At 60.7% G+C, this 21,689-nt stretch carries 17 protein-coding genes; 2 read left to right on the top strand and 15 right to left on the bottom strand.

The window, feature by feature from the left end; all coding sequences use genetic code 11:
- Positions 1-16 precede the first annotated feature (16 nt).
- From L1069_RS05910 to L1069_RS05840, 15 genes are all read right to left on the bottom strand, one after another.
- Positions 17-1,231, bottom strand: a complete 1,215-nt coding sequence (locus tag L1069_RS05910; RefSeq protein ID WP_237455033.1) for a hypothetical protein — start codon at positions 1,229-1,231, stop codon at positions 17-19.
- Positions 1,232-1,468: 237 nt separating this feature from the next.
- Positions 1,469-2,569, bottom strand: a complete 1,101-nt coding sequence (locus L1069_RS05905) for a helix-turn-helix domain-containing protein (protein ID WP_237455032.1) — start codon at positions 2,567-2,569, stop codon at positions 1,469-1,471.
- Between the two features lie 384 nt (positions 2,570-2,953).
- A complete protein-coding gene (locus L1069_RS05900; RefSeq protein ID WP_237455031.1) occupies positions 2,954-3,364 on the bottom strand; it encodes a hypothetical protein in 411 nt (136 codons plus the stop codon).
- Between the two features lie 59 nt (positions 3,365-3,423).
- Positions 3,424-5,037 carry an AMP-binding protein gene (locus L1069_RS05895; RefSeq protein WP_237455030.1) on the bottom strand — a complete coding sequence of 538 codons (1,614 nt, stop codon included), beginning with the start codon at positions 5,035-5,037 and terminating at the stop codon, positions 3,424-3,426.
- Position 5,038: 1 nt separating this feature from the next.
- Positions 5,039-6,199: an acyl-CoA dehydrogenase family protein gene (locus L1069_RS05890; protein ID WP_237455029.1), complete on the bottom strand. Its 1,161-nt coding sequence runs from the start codon at positions 6,197-6,199 to the stop codon at positions 5,039-5,041.
- A 91-nt stretch (positions 6,200-6,290) separates the two neighbouring features.
- Positions 6,291-7,097 carry an enoyl-CoA hydratase family protein gene (locus L1069_RS05885; protein WP_237455028.1) on the bottom strand — a complete coding sequence of 269 codons (807 nt, stop codon included), beginning with the start codon at positions 7,095-7,097 and terminating at the stop codon, positions 6,291-6,293.
- On the bottom strand, positions 7,094-7,546 hold the full coding sequence (locus L1069_RS05880) for a MarR family transcriptional regulator (RefSeq protein ID WP_237455027.1): 453 nt from the start codon (positions 7,544-7,546) through the stop codon (positions 7,094-7,096). The genes L1069_RS05885 and L1069_RS05880 overlap by 4 nt, the downstream gene beginning before the upstream one ends.
- Complete coding sequence (locus L1069_RS05875; RefSeq protein WP_237455026.1) at positions 7,543-8,268, bottom strand: SDR family NAD(P)-dependent oxidoreductase; 726 nt, start codon at positions 8,266-8,268, stop codon at positions 7,543-7,545. Before L1069_RS05875 ends, L1069_RS05880 begins: the two co-directional genes overlap by 4 nt.
- Positions 8,265-10,559, bottom strand: coding sequence for a bifunctional salicylyl-CoA 5-hydroxylase/oxidoreductase (locus L1069_RS05870; protein WP_237455025.1), 2,295 nt, complete (start codon positions 10,557-10,559; stop codon positions 8,265-8,267). The genes L1069_RS05875 and L1069_RS05870 overlap by 4 nt, the downstream gene beginning before the upstream one ends.
- Before the next feature lie 177 nt (positions 10,560-10,736).
- Positions 10,737-12,977 (bottom strand): phosphoenolpyruvate--protein phosphotransferase, encoded by a 2,241-nt coding sequence (gene ptsP, locus L1069_RS05865; protein ID WP_129370347.1) that lies wholly within the window; start codon positions 12,975-12,977, stop codon positions 10,737-10,739.
- A 271-nt stretch (positions 12,978-13,248) separates the two neighbouring features.
- On the bottom strand, positions 13,249-14,487 hold the full coding sequence (locus L1069_RS05860) for an aspartate kinase (protein ID WP_129370346.1): 1,239 nt from the start codon (positions 14,485-14,487) through the stop codon (positions 13,249-13,251).
- A gap of 179 nt (positions 14,488-14,666) precedes the next feature.
- The gene (locus L1069_RS05855) at positions 14,667-16,115 is read right to left on the bottom strand and encodes a TrkH family potassium uptake protein (protein ID WP_237455024.1); all 1,449 of its coding nucleotides are present in this window, start codon (positions 16,113-16,115) and stop codon (positions 14,667-14,669) included.
- Between the two features lie 47 nt (positions 16,116-16,162).
- Positions 16,163-16,954 (bottom strand): hypothetical protein, encoded by a 792-nt coding sequence (locus tag L1069_RS05850; RefSeq protein ID WP_237455023.1) that lies wholly within the window; start codon positions 16,952-16,954, stop codon positions 16,163-16,165.
- A gap of 290 nt (positions 16,955-17,244) precedes the next feature.
- Positions 17,245-18,348: a GTP cyclohydrolase FolE2 gene (folE2, locus tag L1069_RS05845; protein ID WP_237455022.1), complete on the bottom strand. Its 1,104-nt coding sequence runs from the start codon at positions 18,346-18,348 to the stop codon at positions 17,245-17,247.
- Between the two features lie 112 nt (positions 18,349-18,460).
- Positions 18,461-19,315 (bottom strand): LysR substrate-binding domain-containing protein, encoded by an 855-nt coding sequence (locus L1069_RS05840; RefSeq protein WP_237455021.1) that lies wholly within the window; start codon positions 19,313-19,315, stop codon positions 18,461-18,463.
- A 110-nt stretch (positions 19,316-19,425) separates the two neighbouring features.
- On the opposite strand from L1069_RS05840, the gene L1069_RS05835 reads away from it, so the two are divergent.
- The gene (locus tag L1069_RS05835) at positions 19,426-20,214 is read left to right on the top strand and encodes a 2OG-Fe(II) oxygenase (RefSeq protein WP_237455020.1); all 789 of its coding nucleotides are present in this window, start codon (positions 19,426-19,428) and stop codon (positions 20,212-20,214) included.
- Positions 20,211-21,461: a Xaa-Pro peptidase family protein gene (locus tag L1069_RS05830; RefSeq protein WP_237455019.1), complete on the top strand. Its 1,251-nt coding sequence runs from the start codon at positions 20,211-20,213 to the stop codon at positions 21,459-21,461. The genes L1069_RS05835 and L1069_RS05830 overlap by 4 nt, the downstream gene beginning before the upstream one ends.
- Positions 21,462-21,689 lie beyond the last annotated feature (228 nt).

Here is a 21,689-nt window from a genome sequence, read left to right as displayed (position 1 = left end):
AAAAACCTCAGCAGCCTTAGATCTTTCGAAATCGTTCAGTTGCGCAGCTAGAGATGTCCATGCATCGTGCAAAAGATTCAAAAAAACTTTTGATCAAATCAGGCGCAGCCAGCTGCGTGGTTCGATCACGAAGATCTTCGTCAGCAATGACCCATGATCTTTTGTGCGGGTGTGGACGAACTGTGCCACTAACACCCCCCTGGACAAGCTGAAGAACGATCTCGATTACCTCTTTCAGCGCATTTGTGCGGTCGTGCGCGAGTTGATGCTGTTCTTCATGCAAGCGAGCCTGCTGGACGCCCATCTCTTCGCGAACACGCTGCGCATCCTTGGTTGCGCGCTCAGCATCCGCCTCCCATCTTTCCGCGCGCTGATGAGCATCCTCCCAAAGCCGTTTCGTGTTCGCTAAGCGCTGCGCCTCCGCCTTTAAGGTCTGCTCGGCCTTCGCCTTGGCCACTGTCAGTGCATGTTGCCGGTCATTAACCTTCTTGAGCGATTGAGCATCGCGCTGCGCTGCCTCTTTTTCAGCCTTCCATTGCTGACGGCTCAAACGGCGCCGCTTTGGTCCAGTACGTGTGAGACCGCAAGGCAAGCTCACATTCTCGAAATAATTGTCCTGTAGTTCGCGTGCCCGCTCCCGATAAGCCACGTTGCCCAGTTTCACAGCCTCTTTGTCGGTATGCCCGTTTTCTTTGGCTGCCCGCATCGCGGTCTCTTTGGCCTCCCACGCCGGGTTGAGATGGCGGGCAGAACAACCGGGATCGTCAAAAGGGAGAACATACGCATGGATGTGGGGGTGCTGCTCGTCCCAATGCTCGATCACTGACACCAGGCCGCTCCCGAATTGCTGCTTAAGCCAGACAATATTCCGATCACGCCAATGCTCGTAGCTGGCTCGCGCATCAGGGTTATCGCGGACAAGTTCCGTGGGAAACGGGTGAGAGGCCACTGCTGTCAAAAGCGTGTGGCGATCTTTACGAATTCCGCGGCGCGAGACTTTGCCGCTCTTGAGAGTCACCTCGACACCTCCCCCTTCGACCATCTGATCATGCAGCCGTCGAACAGTTTCGATGTCTCCTCCATAAACGATCTCTGGTGCGATTGGATCGACGACATGCTTGCAGAACACTGCCTCCCGAGCCGCTTCCCCTAATACTTGCTCCACAGATTGGCCGCCTTTGTTGGCTTTCCTGGCAAAGGACTGGAGGTGCATAAATTGAGGGCCAGACATCACAGCCCCCGGGTTTGAAAAGAAACACAATATGGACCGACTATTATGTTGCAAGCAACATGCCGGACAGGACGCTGCGCCCCTGTACCCAGCCAAGCGGTTGCGCCGCCGATCCGCTTCGGATCGAAGCCACCTCTGGTGGCTGCAACCCTAGCCCGCGCCAGCCTATTGATGGGCGCGCGGCCTAGAGTAGCTGAGGGATCTGAATTTTGAGAGTGGTCTTTTGCGAACCATACCTCATAAGCCATTTGCCTGCGCTCCAATGAAGTCAGATAGTTCGCCGAGAAGGCATTGAATAACCGCTCCGCGTCGTCTTTCAGATCGCACCATACCAATAAATGCAGCAGCAGGATCACGCACCCGATAGCCGTCAGTGCGTTCCGCGTTGCGATCCGCGATCAGGAGGCACAGCGTGGCTCCTTGCGCCCCAATCACCTGGCATTGGCGTTGCCAAACTGAAGAGCTGATCCCCAGTTGATCGGCGCGCTCCCTTACGGCAAGTTGAATAGTTCGCCAACTAAGCGGCCCTCGGCTGTCGAAGGAATTCCAGTATAGCTCGATAATCTCTTGCAGAGGTTTGCTTGCTAAAAGCGCAGCTTGACCTGGGGCAAGACGTACTGGATCGGGTGTGGCAGCGAGGTTGGAGCTACAATTTTTTTCTCTATTTTCTTTACTTGTATTGGGTGGGGGTGAATTGTCGCACTGGAGGGACTTTTCACCCCTACTGTTTTTCAGCGAAAATTCGTCCCAGACTGCCTCAAGTGCCTCAGTGACTTGTTTCAAGCGTTCGAAATTCTGGATCGTCGAAGGTCGGCGGTTGGGAAGCACCTCCTCAGCGGCCTCCATAGCCTCGCCGAATTGTAACCGGCGGATGTCCCCAAACAGCTTCTTTATCCGGGTTCGCAGCCGTTCAGCTTCATCTTTTTCAAACGCAGCCCTTGCTGCCGCAGCCTGTATCTCAGCCACACGCTTGATCAAAGGGGCGAGATTAACTCCAAATTCATAGCCAATCTTGCCGTCTCTTCGACAACCTGCGCGACGACTATGATCGGATGCGGTCTTTGCCAGAAAGCCGTGCTGAACTAGATGGCCCTCGATGCGTGCAACCTGTCGCCGGTCCATCCCTGCTTGCGCTGCAATCTTTGTTACAGAGGTCCAAAAACTGCAAATCCTACCGGCAGAGTAATCCTCTTCCATGGTGTTTGAAATTGCGACCTTCAGATAGGCAATTGCTCCCTTACTCAGGCCAAGCTGACGGCGCGCGGTCTCAATAAGCCCAAAAAACTTCCAGCGCGTCATACCATCAGGCAGCCCGCAATGGGTAAGCTGCGCAGTCATGACCACACTTTCCGCTCCAAGCTTGAGCCGGGCTTGGGGTTCTGGTAGTTAGGGTGAGCAAAGAACTTTTGTTTGTCGTCGGACAGGGCTGCAACCCTTCCGGCGACTTTCTTTTTGGGCCAACCGTAAGCCCTGCCAGCCGAACATTCTCTCTCTGAATAGCCACACCATAGCGTCCAGAAAGGGAGAGTATCAGGTTCCGCTAGCGTTCTGCATATGTCCTGATACCATTTTTCACTTAAGTATATGAAATTAAATAATTTATTGGAGGATTGCAAATCCGTGTACACCGGTTCGATTCCGGTACTCGCCTCCAATTAAATCAATGACTTGCGTCATCCATCCTCTCCTCCACTGCGATTTTTGAAACAACCGTTGAAACTTTCACGTTTCGATCTTGCTTCGTTCCAATTGATTTCTTGCCTCTTGCGCGCCCTTCGCCAACTCTCTTTGCCGGATCGGCCCACCGTACTTTTTCAGCAGCTCAACACCTGAGTGGCCGGTGACAGCCTTGACCATCTCGTCATCACAACCGGCCAGATACAACTCGATCGTCGCGTTCTTCCCGAACCCGTGCGTTTTGTAGTAGCTCGCCTTCTCGTGCTTCATCTTCATTTTGATGGTGCGCAATTCCTCGGCAACGATAAGCGTGATGGCCCCTTTCCCCATTGATGTCATGCGATGCGCGTTATCTCGGCTATGCCGAGTGCGTTGAAACGGTTGATGAGCGCGACACAGTTGCCCGCAGAACGGACCTTCGGCATGCCGCATGCGTGCTGCGAGTATAAAACTCATGCACCCTGACGGCTGCTTGGCAGCCGCCAACAGGATAAGCACTGAGAAATCCCTGGCAGCTAGGCTTTCAGCCTGAACCGCTGGATTTTTCCGGTCTCGGTCTTTGGCAGTGCCGTGGTAAACACCAATGAACGCGGATACTTGTAAGGCGCAATTTCCGCCTTTACGTGATCCTGCAGCAGCTTGACCATTTCATCCGACGGCGCCAGCTCATCGGCCAGCACCACATGCGCCTGCACAATCTCGCCCCGCGCTTCATCCGGGACGCCGATCACCGCGCATTCCACCACCGCTTCATGCGCCAGCAAGGCCGCCTCTACCTCAGGTCCTGCAATGTTGTACCCGGAGGAGACGATCATGTCATCGTTGCGGGCGGCAAAGTGCAGATACCCGGCGTCATCCCGGATAAAACTGTCGCCGGTGATGTTCCAGCCGTCTTGCACGTACCCAGCCTGCCGGTCATCGGCCAGGTAACGGCACCCTGTGGGTCCCCTGACTGCCAGCCGCCCGATCTCGCCGCGCGGGGCCTCGTTGCCGTTTTTTTCCAGCACCTTCACCTGATAGCCGCCCACAGGCTTGCCGGTGCAAGCGGGCCGGTGGTCGCTGAACCGGTTGGTGATGAAGATATGCAGCATCTCCGTCGCCCCGATCCCGTCCAGCATCGGCTTGCCGGTCTTCTGCATCCACTCGTCATAAACCGGCGCGGGCAGAGTCTCCCCGGCCGACACTGCCGCCCGCAGCGACGACAGATCCGCCCCCTCCTCCATCGCCCGCAGCATCACGCGGTAAGCAGTCGGCGCGGTGAAGCAAACCGTCGCCTTGTATTTCTCAATGATCTCAATGAGGTTCGGCGGCGAGGCGTTTTCCAAGAGCGTCGCCGCAGCACCAAAGCGCAAAGGAAAGATCGCCAGCCCGCCCAGCCCGAAGGTAAAGGCCAGCGGCGGTGAACCGACAAACACATCTTCGGGTTGCACATCCAGCACTTCACGCGCATAGCCGTCAGCGATGATCAGCAGATCACGGTGGAAATGCATGGTTGCCTTGGGTGCGCCGGTGGTGCCGGAGGTGAAGCCCAGCAGGGCCACGTCATCACGCCCCGTCTGCACCGCCTCATAAGCCACGGGTTTTTCCAGTGCCAGCCGGTCCAGTTCCGCATCGTGATTGGACGTGCCGTCAAAGCCGACAACCGTTTTCAGGAATTCCGAATCCTTGGCGCAGGCGACCAGCTCATCCTTCAGCCTTGTGTCGCACAGCGCATGGGACACTTGGGCCTTATCGACGATCTTGGCCAGCTCTCCCTTGCGCAGCATCGGCATGGTATTGACCACCACCGCGCCCGCCTTGGTTGCCGCCAGCCAGCAGGCCACCATCGCCGGGTTGTTGGCCGAGCGGATCAGCACCCGGTTGCCAGGCTTCACGCCCAGATCCTCGCTCAGCACATGCGCCAGCCGGTTGGTCCAGTCCGCCAGTTCTTTGTAGGTCCGGTAGCGCCCGTTGCCTATCAGCGCAGTGCGGTCGCCGAACCCCTTTTCAACCATCGCATCGGTCAGCTCGACAGCGGCATTCAGGTGTTCCGGATAGTCAAACCCCTCCAGCAGAAACTCAGGCCATTGATCCGCAGGCGGCAGGTTGTCCCGGGCAAAACTGTCTACATGCGCGGTTGGTCCCAGCATATCACTTCCCTCCCTGAAAGGCACCCATCGCCTGGCGGGCGATCACCACCCGCTGCACGTCCGAAGCCCCCTCGTAGATCCGCAACGCCCTGATATCCCGATAAAGCTCCTCAACCTTCTGGCCCCGGCGCACGCCGTCTCCGCCATGCAGCTGAACTGCCTTGTCGATCACAGATTGCGCCTGATCGGTGGAAAACAGCTTGGCCATCGCCGCCTCCCGCGTGACCCGCGCGGCGCCTGAATCCTTGACCCAGGCGGCACGGTAAACCAGCAGCGCAGCGGCATCCACATCCAGAGCCATATCCGCTATATGCCCCTGCACCATTTGCAGATCAAACAGCGGCGCGCCCTGCACCTGCCGCGCAGCCACCCGCGCCAGCGATTCGTCCAGCGCCCGGCGGGCAAACCCCAGCGCCGCCGCCGCCACGGTGGAACGGAACACATCCAGCACCGACATCGCAATCTTGAAGCCCGCACCCGGCTGGCCAAGCAAAGCCGACTTCGGAATCCGGCAATCGGTAAAACGCAAGGTTGCCAGCGGATGCGGCGCAATGGTTTCCAGCCGCTCCGCCACCTCGAACCCAGGCAGGCCCGCCGGCACGACAAAGGCACTCAGCCCCTTCGCCCCCGGTGCCTCGCCGGTGCGGGCAAACAGCGTGTAGACATCGGCAATCCCGCCGTTGGAGATCCAGGTCTTTTCACCGTTCAAAACGTAATGTTCGCCGTCCAGCGCCGCCGTCATGGCGGAATTGGCCACATCCGACCCCGACTGCGGCTCAGTCAGCGCAAAGGCCGATACCGCCTTGCCCGCCCGCGTCAATGGCAGCCACTCCTGCTGCTGCGCTTCTGTCCCGAACAGCGAAATCGCGCCGGTCCCCAGCCCCTGCATGGCAAACGCAAAATCCGCCAACCCGTCATGGCGCGCCAGCGTCTCGCGGATCAGGCACAGGCTGCGCACGTCCAATTTCCCGCCGGCCATCGCGCCGGAATGCTGCGTCCAGCCCCCCTTTCCCAGCGCAGCTACCAAAGCCCGGCAGGCCGCATCGGTGTCCGAATGATCTATGCCATTCAGATTCTCCCGAGCCCAGGCCTCCAGCTCCTCCGCCAAGCCCTGGTGCCGGTCCTCAAAGAACGGCCAGTTCAAAAACGACTTGTCTGCCATGGCGCGGCTCTCCCTGTTTCACCTTTGTCCAAATACTCCCGCCGGAGGCTCCCGTACCCTCCTGCGGCACGAGGCCTGCGGCTCCAGCGGCTCAGTCGCCCTCGAACACCGGTTTTTCCTTATTCACAAAAGCATGAAACGCACGCTCAAAATCCGCCGTCTGCATGCAGATCGCCTGCGCCTGCGCTTCAGCCTCAATCGCCTGTTCAATCGACATCGACCATTCCTGTGCCAGCATGGTCTTGGTCATCATGTGGCCAAAGTTCGGACCTGCTGCGATCCGCGCCGCCCAGGCTTGCGCCTCCGCCTCCAGAGCGTCCGGCGCCACCAGCTTGTTGTGAAATCCCCAGGCATGCCCTTCCTCAGCGCTCATCGACCGCCCGGTGTACAAAAGCTCCGCCGCCCGCCCCTGGCCTATAATCCGCGGCAGGATCGCACAGGCGCCCATGTCGCAGCCTGCAAGGCCGACACGGGTGAACAAAAACGCCGTTTTGGCCTCCGGCGTGGCAATCCGGATGTCCGAGGCCATGGCGATAATTGCCCCCGCGCCAACGCAAATCCCGTCAATCGCTGCAATCACCGGTTTGCCGCAGGTCACAATTGCCTTGACCAGATCGCCGGTCATCCGGGTGAACGCCAACAGCTCCTTCATGCTCATCTTCGTCAGCGGCCCGATAATATCATGCACATCGCCGCCCGAGCAGAAATTGCCGCCGTTGGAGGCAAACACCACCGCCTTGACGCTGTCGTCATAGTGCAAGTCCCGGAACCAGTTGCGCAGCTCTGCGTAGCTGTCGAATGTCAGCGGGTTCTTCCGCTCCGGCCGATCCAGCGAGACTGTGGCAACGCCATCCTCGATCCGGCACAGAAAGTGCTGCGGGTCCGTGTTCACCTTCATGCCTTGCCTCCCTCGTCCAGCCGCCGCGCCACCGCGTCCAGGCTTTCGGCAATTGCCTGCGCCTCATCCGTTGCCAGCCCGTCAAAGGCCGCATTGATCCAGCTTTCATGCGCCTCTGCCTGGCGCGAGAACTCAGCCTGGCCCGCCGCCGTAAGCCGCACAAGATTGGCGCGCCGGTCGCCCTCGACCTTCTCGCGCTGCACGTGGCCGTCCTCCACCAACCGCTCGACAATGCCGGTCACGTTGCCGTTCGACACTTTCAGAACGCCTGACAACTCACTCATTTTCAGCCCTTTTTCATGCTGCATCAGCGCCGCCATTACATCAAACCGCGGCAGCGTGGTTGCGAAGTCCCGCCGCAGGTTTTCACGCACCTCGCTCTCCACCGCCTTGGTGGCCTTCAGCACCTTCAGCCACAGCCGCAGCCGGTCTTTTGACGTTGTGCTCAAATCTCGCCTCCCGAAACACTCATCGCGTGCCCGTTGATCGAAGACGCGTCCTCTGACGCCAGGAACACCGCCGTTGCCGCCACTTCCGCAGGCGCGATCAGCCGCTGCATCGGATTGCCGCCAACCACCATTTTCAGCGCCTTCTCCCGCGGAATGTCATGCCGGGCCATCAGCCCGCTGATCGCAGTCTCCGCCATCTCGGTGTCGACAAACCCCGGGCAGATCGCATTGCAAGTGATGCCGCGCTTGGCCACGCTCTGCGCGACCGAGCGCACCAGTCCCAGCACCCCGTGCTTAGAGGCCGCATAGGCCGGGATATGCGCCCCGCCCTGCAAGGAGGCAGTCGAGGCGATGGCAATCAGCCGCCCGCCTGGTTTCATCCCAGTCCGCAGTGCCGCCCGAAAGGTCAGGAAGGTGCCGGTCATGTTCACCGTCAGGGTGTGCTGCCAGTCTGCCAGCTCAACATCCTCGATCCGCGCGGCGTTCCCGGTACCGGCATTTGCCACAACCACGTCATACGGCGTGTCAAACAGCGCCGCGACCTGGGCCTCGTCCGTGACATCTGCAGGTCTGATCTCAAGATCCGTACCCTTCGCGGCTTGCTCCAGTGCGTCGCGCCGCCGGCCGGAAATTGTTACCTGACAGTTCTGGGCTGAAAAAGCCTGCGCGATTGCCTTGCCGATGCCGGTGCCGCCGCCTGTTACCAGTACCCTGCGTGTCATGCCCGGATCACCTCCGCGTCACGGTCGGCCAGCCGCCAAGCCTGATCCCGGCCCGCCTGATAGGGCAGCGGCCAGTCCCCGTGCCGGTCGCCGATCCGCGCCGCCTCGTGCAGGGTCCAATAGGGATCCGCCAGATGCGGCCGGCCTACACAGACCAGATCGGCCCGGCCCGCCATCAGGATCGAATTGGCATGGTCGGCCTCATAGATATTACCCACCGCCATGGTGGCAATCCCGGCCTCGTTGCGGATGCGATCGGAAAACGGCGTCTGGAACATGCGGCCATAGACCGGTTGCGCGTCAGTGGAGGTCTGCCCAGCGGAGACATCTATGATATCCGCACCTGCCGCAGTGAACCCCTTGGCGATCTCCACCGCTTCTTCCGGAGTGACGCCATCGTCACCCACCCAGTCATTGGCGGAGATCCTGACAGACATCGGCTTCGCCTCAGGCCAGACTGCGCGCATGGCCTGGAACACCTCCAGCGGATAACGCAAGCGGTTCTCCAAGGAGCCGCCATACTCATCGCCCCGAATGTTCGATTTTGGCGATAAAAACGAGGAAATCAGGTATCCATGCGCCGCATGAAGTTCGATCATGTCAAACCCGGCACGCTCCGCCATTTGTGCCGATGCAACAAATTCGTCGCGAATCTGATCCATTTCGCCCCGTGTAATCTCCCGCGGGGCCGGGTTGTTTTCCGACCACGGGATGGCCGAGGCCGAAACCGTTTCCCAGTTTCCTTCCGGCAGCGGTGCGTCCATTTCCTCCCACCCCAGCTGGGTGGAGCCTTTGCGCCCGGAATGGCCGATCTGGCAGCAGATCTTCGCGCCGGTCTCAGCATGCACGAAATCCGTCAGGCGCTTCCAAGCTGCCTCATGCTCCGGTGCATACAGCCCCGGGCAGCCCAGCGAGATCCGCCCCTCAGCCGAAACACAAGTCATCTCGGTATAGATCAGCCCGGCGCCGCCCTTGGCACGTTCGCCGTAGTGGATCAGGTGCCAGTCCACCGGGCAGCCCTCCACCGCCTTGTACTGCGCCATGGGCGAAACCACGATGCGGTTCTGCAGTTCCATCCCGCGCAATTGATAGGGCGCAAACATCGGCGGCCGCACCGGTGCATCCGCGGGCACGCCCGCCTTGTCCTGGAACCATTTCTCGGCGCTTTGCAGCCAGTCCGCATCGCGCAGCCGCAGGTTCTCATGGGAAATCCGCTGCGAACGGGTCAGCAGGGAATAGTTGAACTGCACCGGATCCATATCCAGATAGCGCTCGACCTCTTCAAACCACTCCAAGGAGTTGCGCGCCGCCGACTGCAGCCGCAGCACATCCAGCCGCCGCTCCTCCTGGTAACGCTCGAACGCACGTTCCAGCGTCGGTTCGGTGCTGACCAGCTCAGCCAGTGCAATGGCGCTGTCAAAGGCCAGCCGCGATCCCGACCCGATAGAGAAATGCGCCGTGGCGGATGCGTCCCCCAGCAGCACCACATTCTCATGATGCCATTTCTCGCACAGCACCCGAGGGAAGTTGATCCACACCGCCGCCCCGCGCAAATGCGCCGCGTTCGACATCAGCCGCTGCCCGCCCAGATGATCGGCAAATATCTCCTCGCAGGTGCGGACGGTCTCCTCCTTGCTCATGCCCTCAAAGCCCCAGTTCTCCCAGGTCTCAGCTGAACATTCGACAATCACCGTCGCCGTGTCCGCATCGAACTGGTAGGCGTGGATCCACATCCAGCCGTGTTTGGTCTTCTCAAAAATAAAGGTGAAGGCATCGTCGAATTTCTGATGGGTGCCCAGCCAGATGAACTTGCAGGGCCGTACGTCGATTTCCGGTTTAAAATGTTCCGCGAACTCATTGCGGACATTGGAATTCAGCCCGTCGCAGCCGACCACAAGATCATAGTCTGCTTGATATTCCGCGGCGGTCTTGGCAATGGTTTCAAACTGCAGGTCAACGCCCAGTTCGCGCGCCCGGTCCTGCAGCAGCAGCAGCATCTGCCTGCGGCCTATTCCGGCAAACCCATGCCCGCCTGACACCGTGCGGGTGCCGTTATGCACCACCGCGATATCGTCCCAATAGGCAAAGCTTTCGCGGATCGCTTCGGCGCTCTTCGGGTCATTGGCGCTGAGGTTCTCCAGCGCGTCATCCGACAGCACCACGCCCCAGCCAAAGGTATCATCAGGCTTGTTGCGCTCAATCACCGTGACCTGTGCCTCGGGCTGGCGCAGCTTCATCGAGATCGCAAAGTAAAGACCCGCAGGCCCTCCTCCCAAACAGGCGACTTTCATGATCATCCTTTCCCGCTCAGCGCACATCCTTGCAGATCAGGATAGGCAGGCCCAGGAAAACTTCAAGCATAAAGTTTTAAGCTTGAAGTAAATGAGTGCAACGTTTCGGCGCAGCCCCTGCCGGGTCTGCTCAATATTCCAATGAAACTATCAGCCAGCCCCAGGCACCGGTACCCGTCAAAGTTCCCGCAGATATTTCATCACCGCCGGGCGCACCGCCTGGTCGCCGCGGTGGCGCGCATCCGCGATGATCTTGCGCAGCTCGCCCAGATCGACCCGCAGCAGCAGTGACTTGACTGGTCCGATAGAGGCCGGGCGCATCGACAGCGTGCGGATGCCCATGGCGGCCAGGCATACGGCCTCGACCGGGCGGCCCGCGTCCTCGCCGCAAAAGCTGAGCGGCGTGCCTGAGATGGCGCAGCGTTCCACGATGCGCTCGATAAAGCTCAGGAAGCTCACATTCAGCGTGTCATAGCGTTTCCGCACCCGCTCATTCTCGCGGTCGGCGGCGAAAAAGAACTGTTTCAGGTCATTGCCGCCGATCGAGATAAAGGCCACCTCGTCAAAGAACTTCTGCGGCGCATAGGCCAGCGACGGCGTCTCCAGCATTGCGCCGATCTCCAGCTCGGCCGGCAGCACGTGGCCCAGGATGCGCTCGCGTTCGATAGTCTTGTCCACCTCGGCCTTGGCCGCGCGGTATTCTTCGAATTGTGCAACAAAGGGGAACATGATCGACAGCGGCCGCCCTTCGGCAGAGCGCAACAGCGCCTGCAGCTGCATCCGCATGATGCCGGGCTTGTCCAGCCCCACCCGGATCGCCCGCCAGCCCAGTGCAGGGTTCGGCTCATCCGTCGGTTTCATGTAAGGCAGAACTTTGTCGGATCCGATGTCCAGAGTCCGGAAAATCACCGGTTTACCATGGGCTGCATCCAGCACCCGCTTGTACAAAGCAACCAGCTCCGAACGCTTTGGCATCTGATTTCGCACTAGAAATTGCAATTCCGTGCGAAACAGCCCCACACCTTCAGCACCCGAACTATCCAATGACGGCAGGTCTGCCATCAAGCCGGCATTCATCACCATATTGATGCGCTGGCCGTCGGTGGTGACCGCCGCCTTGCTGCGGATCGAGGCATAGCGCTCCTGCGCCTTGGTATGCATTGCGATCTTGTCGCGGAAGGCGCCGACAACCGTGTCATCGGGCCGCAGATGCACCACGCCCTGATCGCCATCCACCATGATGTGGTCGCCGTTCAGCGCCTCGGTGGTGATCCGCTTGGCATTCACCACCAGCGGAATCGCCAGCGCCCGCGCGACAATAGCGGCGTGGGATCCGACCGAGCCTTCCTCCAGCACGATGCCCCGCAGGCCGCGGCCATACTCCAGCAGATCTCCCGGACCTATGTTGCGGGCGATCAGGATGGGGTTGTCCGGCAGTTCGGCACCGGTGTCTGCCCCCTGCCCGGTCAAAATCCGCAGCAGGCGGTTTGAGAGGTCATCCAGGTCGCTCAACCGTTCGCGCAGATAGGCGTCCTGCACCTGGCTCATCCGGGCGCGGGCCTGGGATTGCTCTTTTTCCACCGCGGCTTCGGCGCTCAGGCCACGGGCGATGTCTTCTTCCATCCGCCGCATCCAGCCTTTGGAATTGGCAAACATCCGGTAAGCTTCAAGAACCTGCAGCTGATCTTTGTCGCCGTTGCGGGAGACTTCCAGCATCTTGTCAACGCCGACCCGCAGTTCCTCGACCGCGCTGTTCATCCGCTCCAGCTCCCGCTGGGGATCATCGGCAATCGGATTGGTCACAATCACCCGCGGCTCATGCAGCCAGACGTGGCCTTCCGCCGCGCCTTCCTGGGCCGAGGTACCGTGGATCAGAACCGGCTGCTTGTGCAGTGGCGACAGGGCCGCGCCTTCGCCGACAAAGGCGCCCAGCTCGGTCATCTCAGCGATGACCATCGCCACCACTTCCAGCGCATAGACCGCATCGGCTGAAAACTCGCGCCCCTCCTTGGACTGAACCACCAAGACGCCCAGCATCTCGCCCAGCCGCTGCACCGGCACCCCAAGGAAGGAGGAAAACCGCTCCTCCCCGGTTTCCGGCATGTAGCGGAACCCCTTGGCATTGGGCGCATCCGGCGTGTTCACCACCTTGCCGTATCTTGCCACCCGGCCCACCAGGCCCTCGCCGATGCGCATCCGGGTCTGGTGCACAGATTCCAGATTCAAACCCTGGGTTGCACACAGCTCCAGCGTCTCGTCATCGCGGAACAGATAGACCGAGCACACCTCGGTCCCCATGCTGTCGGCGATCAGATGGGTGATCTTGTCGAGCCGCGCCTGGCCGGCATCGTCGCCCGCCATCGCCTCGCGCAGGCGAACCAGAAGCTTCCTGCTTTCGGATTCCGTTGTATCAGCCATTGCCACCCTCTCCCGAGGTCACTTCCCCGCACACTGCCGCTCTGATTGGTTCACCAGAACAAATACCACTCAAAGCAGTATCCCAGCGTTCTCTCCTCCCCCTACTTGTCCCATCCCAGCGGAAAAAGTCCAAGTGTTTTTGCAGCATTGCCCGCAATCAGAGCAGCCTGACACGGCATTGCGCAAAATACCGCCAGCGGCAGGCCAGACACAACAAAGGCGCCGGATCGGCGCCTTTGCGGTATTCAGAAAACTGTTATCCGATCAGCGTTTAGCCGGCTTTCTCCAGTTCAAACGCATCATGCAGCGCCTGTACGGCCAGCTCCATGTATTTGCGGTCGATCAGCACCGATATCTTGATTTCCGAGGTTGTGATTACCTTGATGTTGACGCCCTCATCCGACAGCACCTTGAACATCTTGGCGGCCACGCCGGACTGCGAACGCATGCCGATACCAACCACAGAAACCTTGGCCACATCCTTGTCGGCCAAGAGTTCAGCATAGTTCAGCTCGCCCTTTTCCTTGATCGCCAGCAGCGCCTGTTCGGCGCGGGCAACCTGATCAGTCGGGCAGGAGAAGGTCATGTCGGTGCGGCCCTCGTCCGAGATATCCTGCACAATCATGTCGACATTCACGCCTGCATCGCTGAGCGTGGTGAAAATGGTTGCCGCGATGCCGGGGCGGTCGGCCACCGACTGCACGGTCAGCTTGGCCTCGTCACGGGAATAGGCCACACCGGCCACAACATTGGATTCCATGATTTCCTCCTCGGCGCAGACCAGGGTTCCGGCCTCGTCAGTTTGTTCCTCAAAGCTCGACAGCACGCGCAGCTTCACCTTATAGCGCATCGCCAGTTCAACCGAGCGGGTCTGCAGCACCTTGGCGCCCAGCGACGCCAGCTCCAGCATCTCTTCAAACGCAATCTTGTCCAGCTTGCGCGCCTTGTCGCAAATCCGCGGGTCGGTGGTATAAACGCCGTCCACATCGGTATAAATATCGCAGCGCTCAGCCTCAAACGCCGCCGCAAAGGCCACCGCAGTGGTGTCCGAACCGCCTCGGCCCAGCGTGGTGATGCGGCCTTCGGGGCTGATGCCCTGGAAGCCGGCCACAACCGCCACTTTCATGCCTTCATCAAACTTGGCGCGGATGTTTTCCGGCGGGATCTCTTCAATCCGCGCCTGGCTGTGCGCCGAGGTGGTCAAAAGCGGCACTTGCCAGCCCTGCCAGCTGCGGGCGGGAACATCCATTTCCTGCAGTGTCAGCGCCATCAGGCCGGCGGTCACATTCTCGCCCGAAGACACAATCGCATCATATTCGCGCGCGTCATAAAGCGGCGAGGTCTCATCTACCCAGCCGACCAGTTCGTTGGTCTTGCCGGACATCGCCGACACGATGACGATCACGTCATAGCCCTTGGCCACCTCAACGCCGACGCGTTTGGCAGCGCGGCGGATGCGATCCAGATTGGCGACAGACGTGCCGCCGAATTTCATCACAAGTACGGGCATATGGAGCGGGTCTCCCTGCGCTTGCGGGTTTCAGTCCCGTGCCTCATATGCGAGCGATCTCTTAAGGGCAAGAGCGGGCAGCCCCATCGGGCAAGGAAGCTGCGGTTCGGGCTGCCGTTTCAGCGCGGCAAACCGCCACAAGGTCCGGTTTGCGCAATTTCAGCCAATCTGCGGGGCGTTCAGCTGCGCCAAAAGCGAACCGTCAGCATTGCATAGACCGCCATCAGCTCCAGCCGCCCGATCAGCATCGCCGCGCTCAGGATCCATTTTGCCGGATCATTAAGCGTTGAAAAATTACCCGCCGGCCCGATTGTATCGCCCAGACCGGGACCGATATTGGCCACCGCCGTCGCGGCGCCGGACACCGCGGTCACAAAATCCAAGCCGGTCAGCGCCAGCGCCCAGGCTACAACGCCCAGCGTAACTACAAAGAACATGAAGAATGAGATAACCGAACTGAGCACCTCAGCGTCCACCGGGCGCCCCTCGTAGCGGGTGAAAAACACCCCATGCGGCGACCGGATGCGCTGGATCTGTGTTCTGATCGAGGCCAGCAGCAACTGGTAGCGAAAGACCTTGACGGAACAGGCGGTTGATCCCGCACAGCCGCCGATCAGCCCGGCGAAGAAGAAGATCATCACCAGAAAGCTGCCCCATTGCATGTAATCCGCACTGGCATAGCCGGTGCCGGACATGATCGAGGTGATGTTGAACAGGGCCGAGCGCAGCGCCTGTTCCCCGCTGTGCGGATTGGCGTAATACAGAACCCCGGCTGCCACAGCGACCAGAATGCCCAGCGTCATCATAAAACCGCGGATCTGGCTGTCCCGCAGCATCGGCGTGCCATGGCCGTTGATCAGCTGCACATAGCGCACAAACGGCAGCGCCGCGAGGATCATGAAAATCGCCGCCGCATATTCCACCGGTCCCGCAAAGGCCCCGAAAGAGGTGTCGTAATTGGCAAAACCGCCGGTGGCGATGGTGGTCATGGAATGCACCAGCGCATCAAACGGCCCCATCCCCATCACCATGTAGACCAGCATGCAGGCCATGGTCAGCGACACGTAGATCAACGAGATCTGCTTGGCGATCGCCTGCGCGCGGGGCAGGATTTTGCCGAAGGTGTCAAAGCTTTCAGATTTAAAGATCTGCATCCCGCCGACCCGCAGTTCGGGCAGGAACACCATCGCCACAACAATGATGCCGATACCGCCCAGCCATTGCAGGATGCCGCGCCACAGCAACAGCCCGCGCGGCAGGTCGTCCAGCCCCGAAATCACTGTTGATCCGGTGGTGGTCAACCCCGACATCGCCTCGAAGAACGCATCGACAAACCGTAGCTCGGTTGCCCCCAGCATCAGCGGGATTGCCCCGAACAACGGCAGCGCCAGCCACACGGTGGTGGTCAGCAAAAAGGTCTGGCGGATGCTCAGCCCTTCCCGCACCCCGTTGGCGCAGCTTAAGGCCAGCAGCCCGCCGACCAGAATGGTGAAGAGCGCACTTTCCAGAAACACATGCCATTCACCGCGGCCATCCAGCAGATCGACCAGCAGCGGGAACAGCATCATCGCTCCCAAAATAACGACCAAAAGGCCGATGACATATCCAACCGGGCGGAGATCCAACATGCGGGGCAGCGTTGGACCTGCGCACGGTAAGTGTCAAGCCTGCGCCGCTATTCCTTGCCCTCGCCGGCTTTTGCAGCGTTGCGTGCGGGCATCTTGCGCGGTTTGGACGGCTTGCGCGGGCGTTTGCCTGGCGCCGCTTTCTCTGATCGCGCCGGCTTGGCAGCCGGGGGCGCCGTTTCCGGTGCGGGCGTCTGCACAGCAAAGGACTTGGTCACTGCCGCCACTGCGGCGGACTGCGCAGTGTTTTGCTGTTTTTCAGGGCTGCCGCGGCGGGCAGAGGACCCGCGGAACACCGCAGATGGCTCGGAAACCGCTTCAGCGGCCGTTTTCCCTGTTGCGCGTGCCGGTGCCTGATTTGCCGTCGCCGCCACTGGTTCTGCAACTTCCGGCTTGGCAACTGCTGCCTCGGCCGGCACAGTTTCAGCAACAGGTGCCTTTGCTGCAGCAGCCTGCAGGGCCGGTTTTTGTTCCGCGGTCTTGCGCGCAGCCGGTTTTTTGGCAACCGGCTTCTTTTTGGCGGCAGGTCTTTCCGCCGCTTTCCTGGCAGGCGGTTGCGTGGCTTGCACTGCGGGCGCAACTGAAGTGTCTTCTTTCGCAGGCGTTGACGGCTGGGCGGCCTGCGGCAGTGCTGTTTCCGGCCTTGCCTGCTGCGGCACCGCGAAGCCGAGGATTTTCCGCTGCATCTCAAACATGGTATGCGCGGCCCGCATCTGCTCCAGCGGCGCCGTAATCGCCGCTTCGGTCATCTGCCGCCACAGCTTCAGCTGTGTACCTGCTGTATAACCTGCCCATTCATGCGCCAGGGCTGAGAATGCGCCGCGCTGGTGAAAACTGCTCATCAGATACTCCTTACTTCATGCACTGGTTTTACCCTGCCTGTTGGTGTTGCAGCCGGGCAAAAAAGGAGAGGTGCGGCTCCGGAGCAGGTCCGGGCCTGCAGCATCGGCAACCGGGTGTAAGATCCCTGCCCCATGCACAACGGCTCCCCTGAACACCTGGAGAATCCTCCAGGCTACAGCACGGAGTTTACCATATTTCGCTGCATGGCAGCATAAAAAATGCGGCAGCGCAGAAATTACGGGAGGTCAGTTGTATGCCTGCCTTCAAACCGGGCACGCCGCCCGGCAGGCTATCCTTGATGGATCAGGGTCGAGAACAGTTTCGGATCCAGGCTCGTCGCCTTGAACAGCGGACCCTGGGTCAGCACGCTGACCGCGTCGTGGCTGTGCAGGCTTTCCTGATGGCTGGCCACCACCCGGAAATCGCCGATTCGCGCATCGCCCTGCAGCGCCTCGCAAAACAAACGCGCCGCATCCTCGACAAAGATCGGGTTGGCAGCGTTCAGCTCGGCAAAGGCCTGTTCATCCTCGCGCTTGACCATAACCTGCGTCTCGGTCGGCACCGCCTGGCGGCACAGTTCGATCAGGTCTTCGAACCACAGGCAGTCGCTGCCCGGCACCGACTGCAGCGAAATACGCGCCACCGAGCGCTGCGAATGCGGCGTAGCCAGCTGGCCGCGCGATTGGCGGGCGTGCTCTGACAGCTCCAGTGAGCAGGGGCAGGTCGAGGAATAGACATAGTCCATATGCATGATCTTTTCGCGCACGCCGTCATGGTCCACCAATTCCAGCGCGAAATCGTAATACTGATAGCCGCTGAGGCCGGACCGCAGGCTTTGAACCCGCGCAGGAAAGGAGAATCGCATCTGAATGCGCGCATCGGGACTGTCCAGGTCGCTCAGGTAATCATCCAGCGCTGCGGCCATCACCTCGAAACTGAAGGTGCGCTCGGCGTGTTTATAAAAGGTGCGCATGATCCGGGACATGTTGATGCCCTTCTTGCCTGCATCCAAGCTGACGGTGCCGGTCACGCTGGTTTCCAGCGTCAGATCGCCGTCATCGCGGGTGTGGAACCGGATCGGCAGGCGGAAATTTGAAATCCCCACATGCTGGATCTGCTCCTGCGCGCCGCGGATCAGGCTGGTCGGGCCGTTCTGCAAGTCGGGCAGCGTCGCGCGGTAGGCCTCGTCCGACGTGAAATCTTCGAGGTAGTGACGCGACAGATCCGGGTAGTTGCCCACCTCGCGGCCGGGCAGCAGCCGCGCCACCGCCGGGTCCAGCTGGGCGATCTCGGTCTCGGTCACAGTGCCGGCCCAGGCCCGCAGCACATCCAGCGCGGCGGCAGCCGCCTCGCGGTCCGGCGCCTCGGCAGCGTCGCGGTTGTGAATGTTCATCGGCGTTTCCCCCAAGTCATGCGGCCCCATATAGGATCCGGCAGGCCACCCTCATATACTGTTACGCGTCACTTTTCAAAACGGATCCGCCAAATGCGGCAGAACCGGCGCCTTATCGGACGCCCAGCGCCTCTGCAAGCGTCCGCAATCGCCGTGAGCGCGACTTGTAATGCGCGGTAACCAGCACATAGGGCCGCGGCATGGCCAGCGCCGGCCCGTCCAGCCGGTGCAGCCTGCCCGCGCGGATTTCCCCGCTCACCACCTGCTCGGGCAGCAGTGCAATACCCAGTCCCGCCTGCACCAGCGGCACGACTGACGGCACCGACTGCGCAATCACCGCTGCCACAGGGTTTTCGCGGGCAATCCCGTGCTGCACGAAATACTGCCGCCAGCCGGGAACCGACGAAATCGTCTCTCCCCAGCTTACCTCCACCAGCGGCGCTGTCCGCATATCCGCCCCCGGATCAATGCCAACCGGCACCAAACGGTCCTTGAACATTTCCTGTGTCCGGTAATCCGGATGCTCCCCGCCATAAGACAGCCGGGCATCAATGCCCTCAGCCTCAAGGTCGATACTGTCATCCTCGATCCGAAGCCGCACAGGCACATCCGGGCGCACGCCCGAGAAGATCTTCAGCCGTTCCGGCAGCCACAGCTGCGCCAGTGCAGGTGTGGCCGAAATCACCAGCGGGCGATACCCGCGGCCCTCGGTCAGCGCTTGGGTGAAACTAGCAATCTCTGCCAGCGACAGCGCCGCCTTCTGGTAATAATCACGCCCCGCATCGGTCAGCCGCACCTGGTTCGCACGGCGGATGAACAGCTTCAGCCCCAGCCAGTCCTCAAGGTTTTTCACCTGCATCGACACCGCCGCCGAACTCACCCCTTGTTCCGTGCCCGCAGCCGAAAAACTCCCGGTCCGGGCGGCGCATTCAAAGGCGCGAAGCGCATTCAGAGGCGGCAGTTTCATGGCTGCACAGTGCAAGATTTACTTATGCTCGCCAAGATATTTTATAGTGGTCAGATCCCCATCCGGCGCGCAGGCTTGGGCAAAGCCCGAAAGATCCCAAGGAACACCCCATGCACGATATTCTCGATCTCGACCGCTACCCGCTCGACCGCCCCGGCAGCCCCGAATGGCAGGCCCTGGTGGACCGCTGCCGCGCCGAGCTGGCTGCGGACGGCATGTTCAGCCTGGACGGTCTGATGAAGCCGGAAGTGGCCCAAGGCGCCGCAGATGCGCTGCAGGGCAAGTTTAAGACCGAGAGCTTTCACCACAAGCGCGAACACAACGTCTACTTCAAAGACACGGTTGAGGGGCTGGCGCCGGACCACCCTGCCCTGAAAAAGGTCGAGACCTCGAACTTCACCCTCTGCGCCGACCAGTTCCCGGACTCGCCGGTGCTGCGCCTCTATGACTGGCCGCCCTTTGCCGCGTTCCTGGCCGCCACCATGGACAAGCCCGCGCTTTACACCATGGACGACCCTTTGGCGCGGCTGAACATCATGTCCTATGGGGCCGAGCAGGCGCTGAACTGGCATTTCGACCGCTCCGAGTTCACCACCACCATGCTGCTGCAAGCACCGGATGCGGGCGGTGAGTTCATCTACAGCCCCGAGCTGCGCAGCGATGACGACCCTAATTACGAGGGCGTCGAGCGGCTGCTGGCAGGCAAAGATCCCAACATGCGCGCCATCACCCTGGCCCCCGGCACCCTCAACATCTTCCGCGGCAAAAACTCCCCCCACCGGGTGGGCACTGTGAAAGGGCACAAGACGCGGGTGATCGCCGTCTTCACCTTCTACGAACGCCCCGGCGTGCGGTTCACCGACGCGGAGAACATTGGCTTTTACGGGCGCGCCTCATGACCGGCCTGGCTGTTTTCAAGGACGAGCGCAAACGCACTTTCCTCAATGCGGAAGGTGCAGACAAACCGCTGAAGTCACCGATCGGCCAGGATGTTCTGGACCGCGCCCGCGCCTACCGCCTGCAACGGCTGCGGGACGAGATGGCACGCCAGGACGTGGCGGGCCTCCTGCTCTATGACCCGGTCAATATCCGCTATGCGTTCGACTGTTCCAACATGTCGATCTGGACCGCCCATAACCCGATCCGCTATGCGCTGATCCTGAACGGCGGCCCCGGCATCATGTTCGAATTCAAGGGCTGCGAGCATCTGAACGATGGCTTGCCCGGCATTGACGAGGTCAGGAACGCCATCGGCTGGATGTTCATGTGCGCTGGTGACAAGGCCGCGGACAGACTGTCCCCCTGGGCGGCGGAGATCGCGGATCTGATCAAGCAATACGGCGGCGGCAACCTGCGGCTGGGCGTCGACCGGATTGAACCCGAGGGCGTGCATGCGTTGTCGGAACACCGCATCCAGGTCATCGACGGCGGCCAGGTTACCGAGACCGCCCGCGCCATCAAATCGGCAGACGAGATCGAACTGATGCGCTGGACCATCCGGGTCTGCGAGGCCGGCATGGCGCGGATCTACGAGCATTCGGTGCCCGGTGTCACCGAACAGGAGCTGTGGGCGCATCTGCATTTCGAGAACGCGCGCTCGGGCGGCGAATGGCTGGAAACCAAGCTTCTCACCTGTGGGCCCAACACCAACCCCTGGTACAAGGAATGCTCATCCCGCGAATGCCGCGAGGGAGAGATGATCTCATTCGATACCGACATGATCGGCCCCTATGGCTATTGCGCGGATCTGTCGCGCAGCTGGACCTGCGGCTATGTGCCGATGACAGACACCCAGAAGCGGCTGTACACGGCGGCACGGGCGCAGATCGAACACAACATGGCGCTGCTGCAGCCGGGTCTGAGTTTCGCCGGGTTCAACGCCAAAAGCTGGCAGATCCCGGACGCCTATCAACCCTACCGTTACTCATTGGCAGCTCACGGCGTCGGCATGGCTGACGAATGGCCGGTGGTTCCGCTGCATGTGGACTTTGACGGCGCCCACGGCGGGCAATTCGAGGAAAACATGGTGATCTGCATTGAAAGCCTGATCGGCGAGAAAGGATCCGAGTCGGTCAAGCTGGAAACCCAGGTACTGGTCACCGCGGACCGGCCGGTGCGGCTCGACACGTTTCCCTGGGAGATGTGAAAAAAGCGGGGGCGCTGTCCCCCTCTTGAGCCTGCGGCTCAATTCACCCCCGGGAGTTATGTGTTTGATATTGCCCTCAATCCAGCCACTGTCAGATTGAAGGCGGCCGGTTTTACGGTCACAAAATATCACGCCACCCGCCGCGCCATATGTCCGGCTATCCAAACGGCAGAAGGGCCTTCGCGGCCGCAGATGACGAAGGATCAGGATATCGATAGGAACAATTCA

It is taken from the genome of Leisingera sp. MMG026, from assembly GCF_021654205.1.
In the GTDB taxonomy this organism is placed as follows: domain Bacteria; phylum Pseudomonadota; class Alphaproteobacteria; order Rhodobacterales; family Rhodobacteraceae; genus Leisingera.
The sequence above is the reverse complement of the archived record's forward strand: the minus strand, read 5'-3'. Positions and strand labels throughout refer to the sequence as shown.